Source organism: Kamptonema formosum PCC 10802 (assembly GCF_000332335.1).
Classification (GTDB): Bacteria; Cyanobacteriota; Cyanobacteriia; order Cyanobacteriales; family Oscillatoriaceae; genus Oscillatoria.
This window is the reverse complement of the sequence record NZ_KB235948.1, coordinates 5654761-5668605: the sequence shown is the minus strand read 5'-3', so window position 1 is coordinate 5668605 and position 13845 is coordinate 5654761. Positions and strand designations below refer to the sequence as shown.

13 protein-coding genes, 1 other RNA gene and 1 pseudogene are annotated in these 13845 nt (G+C 54.9%); 6 read left to right on the top strand and 9 right to left on the bottom strand.

All coding sequences use genetic code 11. From position 1 onward, the window contains the following. Positions 1-15: 15 nt before the first annotated feature. Complete coding sequence (gene glyA / locus OSC10802_RS0124930; RefSeq protein ID WP_017719496.1) at positions 16-1299, bottom strand: serine hydroxymethyltransferase; 1284 nt, start codon at positions 1297-1299, stop codon at positions 16-18. Between the two features lie 363 nt (positions 1300-1662). Between glyA and OSC10802_RS0124920 the strand changes: the two genes are divergently transcribed. The 4 genes and pseudogenes from OSC10802_RS0124920 (at position 1663) to OSC10802_RS0124905 (ending at position 3054) form a co-directional block, all read left to right on the top strand. Further along, on the top strand, positions 1663-1860 hold the full coding sequence (locus OSC10802_RS0124920; RefSeq protein WP_017719494.1) for a hypothetical protein: 198 nt from the start codon (positions 1663-1665) through the stop codon (positions 1858-1860). Positions 1861-2023: 163 nt separating this feature from the next. Further along, positions 2024-2272: a hypothetical protein gene (locus OSC10802_RS56715; RefSeq protein WP_017719493.1), complete on the top strand. Its 249-nt coding sequence runs from the start codon at positions 2024-2026 to the stop codon at positions 2270-2272. Then, a pseudogene (locus OSC10802_RS54810) lies at positions 2190-2530 on the top strand (zinc ribbon domain-containing protein); the annotation flags it as partial. The gene OSC10802_RS56715 and the pseudogene OSC10802_RS54810, both read left to right, overlap by 83 nt. A 47-nt stretch (positions 2531-2577) precedes the next feature. Further along, positions 2578-3054 carry a Tic20 family protein gene (locus tag OSC10802_RS0124905; protein ID WP_017719491.1) on the top strand — a complete coding sequence of 159 codons (477 nt, stop codon included), beginning with the start codon at positions 2578-2580 and terminating at the stop codon, positions 3052-3054. A 46-nt stretch (positions 3055-3100) separates the two neighbouring features. Here the strand turns inward: OSC10802_RS0124905 and OSC10802_RS0124900 are convergent, their stop codons facing one another. Beyond that, entirely contained in the window at positions 3101-3892 is a 792-nt protein-coding gene (locus OSC10802_RS0124900; protein ID WP_017719490.1) for a fumarylacetoacetate hydrolase family protein, read from the bottom strand. Between the two features lie 486 nt (positions 3893-4378). Between OSC10802_RS0124900 and rpsF the strand changes: the two genes are divergently transcribed. Beyond that, on the top strand, positions 4379-4699 hold the full coding sequence (gene rpsF / locus OSC10802_RS0124885; protein WP_017719487.1) for a 30S ribosomal protein S6: 321 nt from the start codon (positions 4379-4381) through the stop codon (positions 4697-4699). A gap of 101 nt (positions 4700-4800) precedes the next feature. On the opposite strand, the gene ssrS is transcribed toward rpsF, so the two are convergent. From ssrS to OSC10802_RS0124865, 5 genes are all read right to left on the bottom strand, one after another. Continuing rightward, a non-coding RNA gene (ssrS, locus tag OSC10802_RS45465) (6S RNA) lies at positions 4801-4983 on the bottom strand. Positions 4984-5473: 490 nt separating this feature from the next. Next, positions 5474-5623, bottom strand: coding sequence for a DUF454 family protein (locus tag OSC10802_RS56710; RefSeq protein ID WP_017719486.1), 150 nt, complete (start codon positions 5621-5623; stop codon positions 5474-5476). Positions 5624-5864: 241 nt separating this feature from the next. Continuing rightward, complete coding sequence (locus OSC10802_RS0124875) at positions 5865-7082, bottom strand: 5-(carboxyamino)imidazole ribonucleotide synthase (protein ID WP_026098774.1); 1218 nt, start codon at positions 7080-7082, stop codon at positions 5865-5867. Further along, positions 7045-8355, bottom strand: coding sequence for an adenylate cyclase (locus tag OSC10802_RS44800; protein WP_017719484.1), 1311 nt, complete (start codon positions 8353-8355; stop codon positions 7045-7047). Before OSC10802_RS44800 ends, OSC10802_RS0124875 begins: the two co-directional genes overlap by 38 nt. 310 nt (positions 8356-8665) lie before the next feature. Next, positions 8666-9157, bottom strand: a complete 492-nt coding sequence (locus OSC10802_RS0124865) for a pentapeptide repeat-containing protein (protein ID WP_017719483.1) — start codon at positions 9155-9157, stop codon at positions 8666-8668. A 313-nt stretch (positions 9158-9470) separates the two neighbouring features. On the opposite strand from OSC10802_RS0124865, the gene OSC10802_RS0124860 reads away from it, so the two are divergent. Further along, a complete protein-coding gene (locus tag OSC10802_RS0124860; protein WP_017719482.1) occupies positions 9471-9830 on the top strand; it encodes a phage holin family protein in 360 nt (119 codons plus the stop codon). A gap of 254 nt (positions 9831-10084) precedes the next feature. Here OSC10802_RS0124860 and cobJ read toward each other — a convergent pair whose 3' ends face one another. Beyond that, positions 10085-12283, bottom strand: a complete 2199-nt coding sequence (gene cobJ, locus OSC10802_RS44795) for a precorrin-3B C(17)-methyltransferase (protein ID WP_198525184.1) — start codon at positions 12281-12283, stop codon at positions 10085-10087. A 329-nt stretch (positions 12284-12612) separates the two neighbouring features. Then, positions 12613-13227, bottom strand: a complete 615-nt coding sequence (locus OSC10802_RS0124845) for a cytochrome b/b6 domain-containing protein (RefSeq protein ID WP_026098773.1) — start codon at positions 13225-13227, stop codon at positions 12613-12615. Positions 13228-13845: the final 618 nt, after the last annotated feature.

Below are 13845 nucleotides of genomic sequence, written 5' to 3'. Positions count from 1 at the left end.
GCCAAACCCTTAAGATCAAACCAGCGCCGGTACTGGCACCGTTAAATGGGGGTAGAGGGGGAAGCTGGCGCACAAGGCGGCGGCACGGCGGCGGCAATCTCGGGCAGCTGCGTCATCTTCGGGATTCAGCAGCCGGTCGGCAATGATATTGGCAATTTCGGTAAATTCCGCCGCTCCCATGCCGCGCGTGGTCATTGCCGGCGACCCCAGCCGCAGCCCGCTGGTGACGAAGGGCGACTCGGGATCGAAGGGCACGGTGTTTTTGTTGGCGGTAATGTTGACGCCGCCAAGGAGACTGTCGGCAATTTTGCCGGTCATGCCAATGGAGCGCAGGTCAGCGAGCATCAGGTGGTTGTCTGTGCCGCCCGATACAATTTTGAATCCCCGCTCGATCAGCTGCGCCGCCATAGCGCTGGCGTTTTCAATGACAGAGGCAGAATAGGTTTTGAATTCTGGCTTGAGGGCTTCGCCAAAAGCAACGGCTTTGCCGGCGATGACGTGTTCTAGCGGTCCGCCCTGGGTGCCAGGGAAAACGGCTTTATCGAGTTTTTTGCCCAGTTCTGGGTCGGCGGTCAGGATTAACCCCCCTCTTGGCCCGCGCAAGGTTTTGTGGGTGGTGGTTGTGACGACATGGCAGTGGGGGATGGGGGTGGGGTGATGGCCGGTGGCCACCAACCCGGCGATGTGGGCGATATCTGCCAGCAGGTAGGCTCCCACTTCATCGGCGATGGCGCGGAATTTCTGAAAATCTATCGTGCGGGGGTAGGCGGAGTACCCGCAGACGATCAATTTAGGCCGGTGCTGCTTTGCCAGTTCCAGGATTTGGCCGTAGTCGAGCTGTTCTGTTTCCCGGCTGACGCCGTAGTGGCGCACTTGGAACCACTTGCCGGAGACGTTCACCGGCGAGCCGTGGGTCAAGTGGCCCCCGTGGGACAGATCCATTCCCATAATGGTGTCTCCTGGCTCCAGCAGGGCCAGGAACACGGCAAAGTTGGCTTGTGCGCCGGAGTGGGGCTGGACGTTGGCGTGCGCGGCACCGAACAGCTGCTTGGCCCGGTCTATGGCCAGCTGTTCGATGCCATCGATGTGCTCGCATCCGCCGTAGTAGCGTTTGCGGGGCAGCCCTTCGGCATACTTGTTGGTCAGTACCGAGCCTTGAGCGGCCAGAACTGCCGGTGAGGTAAAGTTTTCACTGGCAATCAGTTCCAAGTGATCCCGCTGGCGCATCAGTTCGCGCCCAATCAACTCGGCTACAGCTGGATCGGTGGACGCCAGGAAGTCTAAGTTACTCTGAGTCACAGGGAAATCCCCTCACGAGAAATGTTAAGAATTGTTTGATTTTCCGGCGACCGGCGCTTTCAGTCACCGAGAGGGCGGGGACTGTTGTGGCCCGCCAGTGTTTCCCAAAAAAATTTATTATACCTTATTTGGGCCGGCTGTGCGCTTTGAAGCCGTGGCGAAGCACCAGGGTGTTGGGGTTGAGCCGGTCGAGCCGCACAGGCACGCTCTGCTGCCACTTTCTCTTTTCTAGTTATAACTGACACAACCGGCACTTCACCTATCAGGCCGGGAGCGTTAAGCTTTGTGTTGTTTTGCGCGCTCTCCCTGAAAGCCTGACTTAGAATGAACTCAAGGGATATTGGGAAGTACCGGAGGTGTGGAATGCTGGTGATTCTAATGGACGATCGAATTATTTCCCCCCAGCAAGTTTGCCCAACCTGCTTAATGGCCGATGGCAGCGGCCAGCCCCGCTGGCGGCACGGTCAGCTCGGCTGCGGACACCCGATTGGCAAGCCGGCGTCTCACCAGGCAGAGCAGTACGAGTGCCAGATGGGTTTCCGCATCGCCAATATCCAGTGAGGGGCGCTATTGGCACCGCAGTTCGGGTTGGGGGGCGGATGGAAAGACTCTGGGCGCAGACTTGGCCCAGTGGTCAAGCCACCCTGCGCTTCTGCGCTATCCTGAGTTCAGGAGGCGAAATTTAAGAGCCGATTTTCTGGACAAAGCTCGATAATGAGATATAATGGTCTGGAGGAAATGGCTGGCAGCTTGCCGGTACTGTTACAGCCAAGCCATCGCCTTGCAGCGCAGTGGCAAGCGACTCAGCTTCTTAAAACTGCGCAACGAAATCATGCAGGGCGACTTCCCCCAATGGGTCAAGGAAACGCCGTGCCACATCCGGCAGAATGCAGTTTTTGAAATCCAAAACGGCGAGAGCGATGCTGATATAGGCGCACTATCGGTTCAAGATGACTTTAAAGCATCAGGCTGAAATAACAGGAACTACCGTTTGGGATGTGACAGAAGAATTCGCCAGCAAGACTCGCACTCGCAGCGGGCAAATGTGCACACCCGTTTAGGTGGCTCCAAAGTTTTCCACTGTCCTAACTGCGGGCTCATGCTATTGCGGGACTGGAATGGCGCTTTTGGGATTTTCCTGAAAGCTTTGCGGGATACCGCCTCTATCGTGTTTGATGGCGATAGTGCTATCGTTGCACTGTCCGGTGATTGCCGGACAACTGTCGCGTAAATGTATCAGAAACTGACGATCAACACTCTGGCTCAGGAGGATACCTCATGTCTTGGCGCGGGTCTACGACCGTTTCCGACCGGATTTTTGCTTCCCTGCCGTATCTGCTTCCCCTGATTGATGGCCTGGACTTTGGGCGGTTTTTATTTGACCAGTTTCCGGGCTTGCAACTGGTTTTCATGCCGCTGCTGCCCTTGATACAGATTTACAGCGGTATACCCTTTGCAGGATTTATTATTTTCTTGGCCTTGTATCTCGGCGTGGTGAGAAACGAAAACATCAGCCACTTCATTCGTTTCAACACGATGCAGGCCATTCTTCTGGACATCATTTTGATTCTGTGCGGTCTGGTTGTGCCAATTTTAGCAAGCGGCCTCCCCGTCAGATTTGTTCTGGAAACTCTCTACAACATGATATTTCTGGGCATCCTGGCAGCTTTTATCTATTCAGTTGCCCAGTCGTTTATGGGGCGTTACGCAGAAATTCCCACCCTTTCCGATGCGGTTCACATGCAAGTGCGCTAGCAGCAGCTAGGAGGCGGGATGGCACCCTGATTGAAACCGGGTCGCGCTATGGCGTTTTGGGAGAGCGCCGCGCCACAACGGTATTTTCCAGGCTGCCAATGCCTTCTATTTCCACGCGAATGCGGTCCCCAACTTGCAGGGGCCCTATTCCGAGCGGGGTTCCCGTCAGCACCACATCTCCCGGCAGGAGTGTCATCACCTGCGAGATATAGGACACCAGCACGTCCGGCGGAAACACCATGCTGTCGGTGCCGGCGGACTGCACCGGCAGGTCGCTGTCGTTGAGAAATGTCTGCAGGCGTGCGCCGGGACTCAACTCTCGGACGACCCACGGACCTAGGGGGCAGAAGGTATCAAACCCTTTGGCCCGCGTCCACTGGTCGTCCCGCTTCTGTAAATCCCTTGCGGTCACGTCATTGGCGATCGTGTGCCCCCAGATTTTCGCTTGCGCTTGTTCCGGGGTGCAGTCGGTACAGGGCTCTCCGATGACGAGGGCCAATTCTCCTTCGTAGTCCACTCGCTGTGACTGGGGGGGGTAAGCAATCTCCCCTCCCGTCGGGATGACCGCAGTTGGCGGTTTGAGGAATAGCAGCGGTTCGCTGGGAACGGCGGTTCCCATCTCGGCGGCATGGTCGGCATAATTCTTGCCGACGGCCACAATTTTGGACGGTGCGCAGGGAGCCAGCAGCTGGTAAGTGTCTGGCTCTAAGTGCAAGTTCGTGGGCTGTCCTTTTAACCAGGGAGGCGCATCGAGTACCTGAACGCTTCGGCTCAGTTGCAATAAACCGTAGTAAATCCGTCCCTCTGGTGTTAGGACGCGGACGTAGCGCTGTGCCATGACGTTGAGTTATATCTTAATGTAGGTCTTTGAGCTTTTGACGGCTCTTGTGTGGATTTTCACTGCTCTGGGCTCTGGGGCACCTGTCCATAAAACAATGTGAGCGGGTGGGTCTTTGAAATTCACAATATTGTAATGCTTTGCCTCTCCTGTGGGGAGCGGCAGTGCCGGCATCAAGTCTGGAAGTCTTGACCCGCACTGCCAGCGAGCCCCTGCCTCCCTGAGGCCGGTGAGGTGGCGCTGCTGCCCAATGCGGAAAAACACTTGTGCGTGCCGGCATTGGCGTGCTAAGATGCAGGTTTTGCAAGTAAAAAGTGGCGGCAGCCGGCGAGCCCGCCGGGCGGCCAGTGCCTTTGAGCGCCCGCCGGCACCGGCATGCGGCCAGGGTCTAGACCTGCCCCCTAGGGGCAAGCCCCGCTGACCGCACCTCCCCCTGCAACCCTGACGGCAATAGCGTCGAAAACACCTCAAAACCACAGGACTGTTATGAACGAGTGTTACGAAACCATGTACATCTTGCGTCCGGATCAGGGCGACGAATCAATTGAACAGGCCATCGCTAAGTATCAAAAGCTGCTGCGCGATCAGGGAGCCGATCCCATCGACACTCAGCATCGCGGCAAGCGCCGCTTGGCCTACGAAATCGGCAAGTACCGGGAAGGCATCTATATCCAGATGAATTATAAGGCCCCGGGAAGCGCCATAGCGGCACTCGAACGAGCCATGCGCCTGAGTGATGACGTGATTCGCTACCTGACGATTAAGCAGGAAGTCCCCAAACCCAAACCAGAACCTGCTGAAGTCTGATCCCTTCTTCGGTCAAACTGAGGCAGGGGTTCGCTTTTCTCCCGTCACGGGTTATATATAAAAACTCCCCTGTCCTTTGAGACAGAGGAGAAAATTCTTTTAGGCTCACCGCAACGCCGTCTTACCTCAGTTTTTGACCTGGATACTCCAGGTGGGCGCTATTTGTCTAGCTTAAAGTTTCCGGCTACTAGGCCGGTCTACTGCTGCTAGAACGATCAGCTCCCTTTTTTTAGAAGACATAGATCATAAAACGTTATTGGCAGTCACCAACGCCGCAGTGCGACCTATCCTTATTGTAGTCTATCTGGCAGCTTTGACAAGGGGGTGCAGCGCGATTTTTTTCCCTCACCCCCCCAAGCAAACAAATTATTCAAGGGTCTTGATAGTTGCTCGAATCTGTGCTATGCTAGTTTAAATTAGGTATTTGCACTGTTTCCGCTCCGAACCGAAGGCAATACAATATAGCGCCGGCGAAAACGCTGTGGGCGAATCCTTGGGGCGAATCAAAGAAGCGCCGGCGCGACTCCGCACAGGGATGGGCGTGGGGCATCATGGCATGGGGCATTGGGAAAAGAATGCCCGCCTTGTTAACTAGCAGAAAAAGCAGCCCCTGTCAATAGGTAATTTTTCACCTGGCAAGGCTTTTTCACCGGCTCCCTGGTTTTGGGCGCGCGCATTGCTGTCCCCGACGTCCGACGCGAGCGAGCCCTTCCTAAAAGATATTACCGGCATTCCAGTGAACTCGACCTCACCGGCAAGTTTCAGCGGTTCGCCTTACCTTGAGAATGCCTTATAAAAGCAGACTCCTGCGATGACAAGAAACGGAGTTCCCGGAATCAAGGGGAGAAGGATACCTGCAAGCCCCAAAACCGAGAAGCCGGTTCCCGCAGCAACAAGCGCTGCTTTTTTAAGGAGATTTAACATTTCTCTCGCCCAATGAATTGTCCTATCTAATATTATAGCAACAGACAGTCAGTTTAGGACACACTCGATCGGAGGGAACGCCTGTCCTAGGAGGTATAGACGTAGGGCAGGCGTCTCGGCTGCCCTCAAGGTCTAATGTCCGTTCCCTAAGTGGCTACTCCTATATCACACAATTTTGAATTTGGCAAGAGGGGCGAGACACCCCCAACAAAAAGTCAGCGCTCGAAATCTCTTGAGGCTCTCAACCGTACCAAATCGATTCAATGGTGCCGGCAGTCGCCAAAGCTTCTTGCCGCAACCGGCTTTGTGGAGCGTCGAGCAAAACCGTAACGTGCCCGAGTTTGCGCCCGATACGCGATTCGCTCTTGCCGTACCAGTGCACGCGAGCACCGGCAATCCCAGCCAGCTGCTGCCGTTTGGCAACATAATCATCCCGCGAATTCTCAAAACCGAGCAGGTTTACCATCACCGCACCGGCACAGGTGAGGGCAGGGCTGCCCAAGGGGAAATCGCAAACGGCTCGCAAGTGCTGTTCAAATTGTGAGGTAAAACAGGCGTCCAGAGTAAAATGCCCAGAATTGTGCGTGCGGGGGGCAATTTCATTCACCAGCACAATGCCTGTGCCGGTGAGAAAGAGCTCGATGCCAAACAGCCCCACTGCTTGCGAACTTTCTAGGAGAGTCCGGGCGATTCCCTCAATTTCTGCCACCACCGGCGCTTCCAGAAATGTTGGGGCGATGACGCGCCGGCAGACTTGATTTTCTTGCTGGGTTTCCACTATCGGGTAAAGAGATATCTCACCGGCAGCATCGCGGGCGGCGATGGCAGCCAATTCCCGCTCAAAGGGGACAAATTCTTCCAGCAGCACGGGAGGGCACCCCCACTTTTTCCAGGTGGATTCCAGCTGAGCTGCGTCTTTTACAATTACTGTACCCTGTCCGTCGTAGCCGTGCCGGCGGGCTTTCATTACTGCGGGGAAACCCAGGGGTTGAGATGCCGGGATTTGGGGATTGGGGGATTTTGAGGGTTCGGTTTCCTGTTCCCAAGCGATAAACTTCGGCACCGGCAGACCCAAATCGCGCAGGTAGCAGCGCTGGTGATATTTGTCAAGCAGGGGGGCTAGTACCTGCAGTTGCGGGCGGAAACAGACGCCTTGTTGGGCGAGGGGCATTAAAGCGTCTAGGTTGACAAATTCATTCTCGAAGGTGATGGCGTCGCACCGGCGGGCTAGCTGAGCGGTGGCTGCGGCGTCGTCGATGGGTGCGAGGATGGTTTCAGCGGCAATTGCGGCGGCGGGATCGGTGGTGCCGGGGGTTTGGACAACCAGTTCAATGCCGAGGGATTCCGCTGCGCCGGCCATCATCCAAGCCAGCTGCCCCCCGCCTATGACGCCGACCCGCTTGATTTTTCTCGGTTGATTCTCAGCTAATTCCATTAGTGGCATTAATTCGCGATTCATCTATTATGCGCTCTAAGTGGTGAGTTTTTTTGCCTGTGAGGAAATACACCCTCATCTTGCCTTTGCCTTTGACATCGATTTCGCCTCGCTCCAGAAAGAGATATTTGTGTCGCAATAGCTGGTAGGTGGCTGCTGTGACTTGAATGCTGCCGGCTTTTCCGTGGGATTCCATGCGGCTGGCTGTATTCACGGTGTCGCCCCATAGATCGTAGCTGAATTTTCTCAGGCCAATCACTCCCGCGACTGCGGGCCCAGTAGCGATACCGATGCGGAGGCTCAGCGGTTCGCCTTCTTTTGTGCGGAAGCGGGAAATTTCTTCGAGCATGTCAAGCGCCATTTCCGCCACCGCCTCAGCGTGTTCCGGTGTGGGCACCGGCAGACCTCCGACGAGCATATAGGCGTCACCAATTGTTTTGATTTTCTCTAAGCCGTGCCATTCTGCCAGCCGGTCGAATGCTGAGAATATCTCGTTGAGCAGAGTTACCAGCTCTCTAGGGGTTGTGCGGCTGGCAATTTCTGTAAAGTTTACTATATCGGCAAACAGGACTGTGACCTCTGGAAAGCTGTCAGCCAGTGTGCTGTAATTCTGTTTCAGCCGCTCAGCTATCGCTGCCGGCAAGATATTGAGCAGCAGGCGCTCGGACTTTTCACGCTCGGCTTCCAAGAGTTTGGTCTGTAAAAAGTCTCTCCTTATATAAAGCTCTATCAGGTAGCAGGAAAACATCCCGATGAGGTTGGCGCAAATTAGATACAAATTTGCGATCGCGAGCTTTGTGGGAGAAAGATCCCTGACCCATATCGCTACGAGATCGTAAGCCGCTACAAGCGCCCATCCCGTAAGGCTTGCGCAGATAAATCGGAGCTTCATCAAGTTATATGATGCCATCATCAGGAGAATCAAAGACACATGAATTTCGTCAAAATAGCTGTCTCGAATCACTGCTGACATGGCAATAATGCTGAATCCGGCTATCAGGATTGCGAGGCTGACAGATGCCTGCATTAATTTTCTGAAAGGCCGGCAAAATGTGAAGCAGAAAATGGCGAATACCAGGGGGCAAGCGACTGCATAGCGAATCGCCCATATTGTTTCTTTTTCGGCGGGAAGCATTGAGGCATCTAAAATCCCGAACCCCGAATATAAACAAATCCCCGCCAGCAAGGCAAATCGGACTTGATTCAAATATTTATCAAAGTAATCCCTGATGAAAGCGCGTTCTAGTGTTTCATCAAACCGCAAAGTCAGGAAATTCATTTTCACGTCTGCAGCCATTGTTTTCGCCTCTTCCGTGCGCAATACATTAAAGGGAATAAGGCTAACTACACGAACGATCGCGCTCTGGTTGAATTCCCCACAAGCTGTTTTTGCTGGATTGACCTGTCCAGTTGGAGGCAGCCCAGTAGTAGCCCTGATGAACTGACAAAACGTCTGAAACCCCAACTCCCCTAGGCATGGGAGCCTATTCATTATTAAAGGATTAAAGTTTGAGGGGGTGGGGATTTACAGATTTTCTTAACAAGACATCCCCGCTGACTTGTCAGTCACTGTGTCAGTCACTGTGTCAGTCCCTGGGGTGGCGGCGTCACCGGCATCCCAGGGAGTCGCGGGTGGCGACGCCGGTTTTGGGATTGACGCCGGAAGCTAAGGCGCAGAGTTGTTTGATTTGCGCCCCGTCTAGCATGGCATCGGTGAAGTCGGCACCGGCAATCTTTACATTAGCAAATCTGGAGCGCAGCAAAATGCTTTCGGCGAAAATGGCATCGCTCAAGTCCGCGCCGCTGAAGTTGACCCCATCCAGCATGGCGTTGGTTAAGTCTGCGCCGGCGAGGGTGGCGTTGGTGAGGACGGAGGTGCTGAGCACCGCGCCCTGCAAGTCAGCGCCTTGAAGATTGGCGGCGTGCAGGTTGGCGTTGGAAAACTCAGCCACTCGCAGGCTTTGGCCAGAAAAATCCCTGCCGCTGAGATTGGCATTGCTAAACGACAGGGGTGGGGGATAGTCCAGTGCCTGTGCCGGTGCCGGTGAGCTCAACAGCAGCAGCGCTAGCAGAAAAGCAGCCAGTTGTCGAAAGAACATAGAAACTCAGTAAATTAGGAACGGGGGCGGATGGGGAAGCCTGGGGTGCCGGTGCGCCCAAAGTTTGTAGTTGGGCTTTAGCCCACAGTTTGTAGTTGGGCTTTAGCCCCACAGTTTGTAGTTGGGCTTCAGCCCCACAGTTTGTAGTTGGGCTTTAGCCCCACCCTTTGCAATTGGGCTAAAGCCCCACAGTTTGCAGTTGGGCTTTCACCCACCGGCGGCGGTAAAGGCTCTTTTCCAGATTACTGCATCCTGAACCCCAGGCATACGCCGGCGCTCCCTAAAATCCTAATAGAGATCATCCAAACAACTTATGCTAAATTTCTTTTTGACGTGGCTGCTTGCTGCCCTTTCCCTAGTGATTACCGCCTATCTCGTACCGGGCATTCATATTGCCAGTTTTTCCGCCGCTGCGGTTGCTGTGATTGTCATGGGGTTGGTCAATGCCATTGTCAAACCCATTCTGACGATTCTCACTTTGCCCCTGACTATTCTTTCTTTGGGTCTGTTTCTGCTGGTGATCAATGCGATCTCGCTGTCGCTGGTAGGCTACTTCACTCCGGGTGTGACGATTGAGGGTTTTTGGCCGGCTCTCATTGGTTCCATCGTACTGTCCCTAGTTTCCGGTCTGATTAACCGATTTGTCAACCTCGACCAGAGGCTGGCTGAATAAGCTTGAGGGCAGGCGAGACGCCTGCCCTACGCCTATTCCCTCGTTCCCAGGCGGAGCCTGGGAACGCCGTTCTGGAAGCTCTGTCTCCTTTGGGCAGATAGGAAGATTAAAAGCCTAAAAGCTTAGCAACTCAAGTTAATGTGGTGTGGTGCCGGTTACGCGCTTCGCGTTCCCCACCCTACAGATAGAGGCGCAATATTAAGTTGAAGCTCTCAAGGGGTGTAAGCCCCCATCAAGCCGGCCAACAGCATCAACTACTCCCCACTAAAACCTAAGTAACCCCGTGGGGTAATCATCCAACCGGCATGAGTGCGGGTGCTTTGATTTCCTATCAGCACCGTGGTCAGCATATCAATGGGTATTTCCAGAAATTTGTCAAGCGTCGCCAGACTGATTTGTTCCTCCTCTCGATAGGCGGAGCGGACAATCGCCACCGGCGTGTTGGGATCGCGGTGCTGCAAAAAAATCTCCCTGGCTCGCACAATCTGCTCGGTTCTCGTTTGCGAGCGCGGATTGTAAAGCGCAGTAACAAAGTCTGCCATCGCAGCGGCGATCAATCTCTTCTCAATCACCTCCCACGGCGTCAGCAAATCGCTCAAGCTAATGGCGCAAAAGTCGTGCATTAAAGGTGCGCCGACGCGGGAGGCGGCGGCTTGCAGGGCGGTAATTCCGGGAAAAACTCGCACGGCGGGGGTTTTGCCGTCCCAGTTTTGGGCGCGGAGTTCTTCGAGCACTAACCCCGCCATGCCATAAATGCCGCAGTCGCCGGAAGAGACAACCGCTACTGCTAACCCGAAATTTGCCAGTTCAATCGCTCTGTTGGCTCGCTGGCGCTCTTGGGTGATGGGGAGGGATTCGACAATTTGTCCGGGATGGAGGAGGGGGGCGATTAAGTCGATGTAGAGGGAATAGCCGATAACTGCGTCAGCGCGCGCGATGGCGGTTTGGGCGGCGGGGGTGATTTGCTCTAGTGTGCCAGGGCCGGTGCCAATTAGCAAGAGGGTGCCTGCCCGACCTGTATATTCTTGTTGGGATTGGGCGATGGCGACGGTGACGGCTCCTGGCTGTCCTTCGGCGCGGTAAATTTGTTTGGGGGCGAGCAGGGGTTGGGGAGGGGGTGCCGGGATTTGGGGATTTGGGGATGGGCGATCTGGGTTGGCGGCGAGGAGGGCGGCGGCTTCGGCTACGCTGGGGGTTGCGACTTCTTTTTCGACGGTGGCGGAGGGGTTGGGCACCGGCACGTTTCGCAGCAGTTCTGCGGGGAAGGTTCGCAATGGCCAGTTTCGCTGCCGGCAGAGTTCTACTAATCCGATTTCATCGGCTTTCAGGTCGATTGTGGCAATACCGGCAATGGCGCTTTCTGCTAGCTGGTGAGTTTGGCATGTCTGCTGAATTGCTGTCTCAATCAGCTGTTTGGATGTGCCTCGCTCGCAACCGGCTCCCACCCATAAAACTCTTGGATGCCAGTGGATTTCTGGGATTTGCCCGGAGTGGGATGGGTGTGGCTGTTTGTGAGTAATCCAGAGTCTCGCCGCCGGCTGTCTGGGATTTTCTCCGGTGTCCGATTCGTTCGCACTCGTGTCCGATTCAGCCGTACTTTTGTCCGAGCCGGTCGTACCTTTGTCCGAGCCGGTCGTACCTTTGTCCGAGCCGGTCGTACCTTTGTCCGAGCCGGTCGTACCTTTGTCCGAGCCGGTCGTACCTTTGTCCGAGCCGGTCGTACCTTTGTCCGAGCCGGTCGTACCTTTGTCCGATTCGGTCGTACCTTTGTCCGATTCGGTGGGAAAGGCGTCGTGTTTGCCATTTTTCCCAACCGGCTCAAAATAGAAGGGATGTTTCTGGGGGAGATGGGATTGCCAAAGGGTGGAGCCGGCTTGTTGAATGACTTGTACTGCTTCGCCTCGCGCCACAGCGGCGCTGACGCCTGTCCAGTCGCCGGCACCGCGCTCCCAGCCAAAGGGTGCGCCGAGCATGTCTGCAGCCGGCAGTCCCAATCCTGCGGATGCGCCGGTCAAGACGGGTGTGGCTCCGAGTTGCAGGGCAATCATTCTTGTGAGTTGGTCTGCGCCGGCTTGGTGTCCGCCGCACAAACTGATGGCGAACTTGCCGGTGTCATCTAATATTACCACGGCGGGGTCGGTGGATTTGTGCTGCAATAGGGGTGCGATGAGGCGAACTGTCGCGCCGGTGGCTAAGCAGAAGATAAATGCGCGGTGGTGTGGCCAGAGTGTGGCCAGATGGGCTTTCAGGGAGCCGGTGTAAGTTTGGCTGCCTTTGATGCCGGTAATTGATTCTGGCACCCAAAGGGTAGCACCGGCATTCTCGCACAGGGGCTGCAGGCGCTGAGCGCCGGTGGGGGTCGTGGCGAGCGCGGCTATTGGCTGAAATTCCTGCCAGATTGAGGGCATGGGGCATGAGGCATCGGGCATTCGGACGTTCGGGCGTTCGGGCATTGCTAAGTTCAGTTAATCTACAAGATATGATATTAGAGGTTAGATTTTCTATTTGAGATTGTGTGCGGTTTAGTGCTATAATTAATTAGTTTATACCCGAATTAAGACGCGACAAATGGCGTCTCTACAACAGAATTCTCCCGAGCGAATCGAAGGCGTAGGACAGGCGTCTCGCCTGTCCCCGTCTCGCCTGTCCCAAAAGCGGGAAACTTAACGCTGGACTTCCGCCGGCTCATTGGAGTGAACCACCAGGGGGGCGATGAAGGCGATTAAAATTCCTCCCATGACTAAGATTTCGGCAACCAGCAGGACGGTATTTTTTTTCACGGTTAATTGTCTCCTTTAGAAGTGAGCCGGTGCAGCCAGGAGCCGATTTTATTAGGCCATAAAGCCGGATTATCTTCCGGGCGGTAATGAATGGCAAACATGGACAGGATAAGGTTAGCGCCGCCCACTTTAGCGTTGAGCAGCAGGTGCGCCGCCAGACAAAACACCAAAATCACCCATGCGGTCAGGTGCAGGGTATACCAGATATGGTAAAATTCCTCTTTGGGGAGCCATTCCTCTTTCATCATCCTGCCGGTTATTAAAGCAAATGTGGCTGCCAGTAACATGGCTGTGTTGACAGTGCGGTGGAGGCTGTACCACCAGATAGGTTTGCTAAACTTGGCGAGGTTTTTAAACGAGTCGGGCTGGACGAGGCGTTTTTCACCGGCATGGAAGCTGTATAATGCAAAAGCCGGGATCGCCAGCAGGAAAATCAGGCCAAAGGTGCCGTGGATGCCGATAATATCTCGAATGCGAGGCAGGGGCAGCTTGCCAAACCGTCCGTCAAAGGTATTGTACACTAAAAATGAGGTGACAATTGCCAGCAGGGCGGTGAGAGCGCTGATATTGTGGAGCAGTCTCAGGAGCAGGGGCTGGTAGGGTTTAGATGGGGGCATGAGTGTGTCCTCGCGGTTGTTATCGGTGCAGGGGGTGGGGTGGGTAACGGGGGGGCATCCCGATTGTGCAAAGAAGCCCATATCAATGCTACAATGATTTCAGCAGGGGGTAGGAGGAGAATATTTTTAGCCAGCTGAATCCCGGAAACGCGATTGAAACAGGGTTTTCCATCTTTTCTCTTCTTTCCCCCCCTCCCCGTTCACGGGGAGGGGGTTGGGGGGTGGGGTTCTCTGAGATGCGCCCCACTCCCCAACTCCCCGCTGATAAGTATGCCGATACAATTAAGCCTAACAGCTGTAGGGTGCGTTCCGCCTGACCGCACTCTTTATTTGTGTGATAAGATGGATAAGGCGGAACGCACCTCACCCTGTAGCGGTGCGTTCCGGGTGCGAGTTTATCCCATGATGTGTGCGCTTAATGCCTGGTGGCTTGGCGGTTGGAAACCGCAGCTATACAGACAAAACCCGCCTTCGCGGGTTTCAAGAAGTTCAAAAGGTTGGCGCACGCCGCGCTTTCTTAGGCGGACTTCGTTTGTATAGCCGCGATTTCAATCGCCGGGGATCTGGAAATTAAAGCTGAGGGGCTTGGCGGTTGGAAACCGCAGCTATACAGACAAA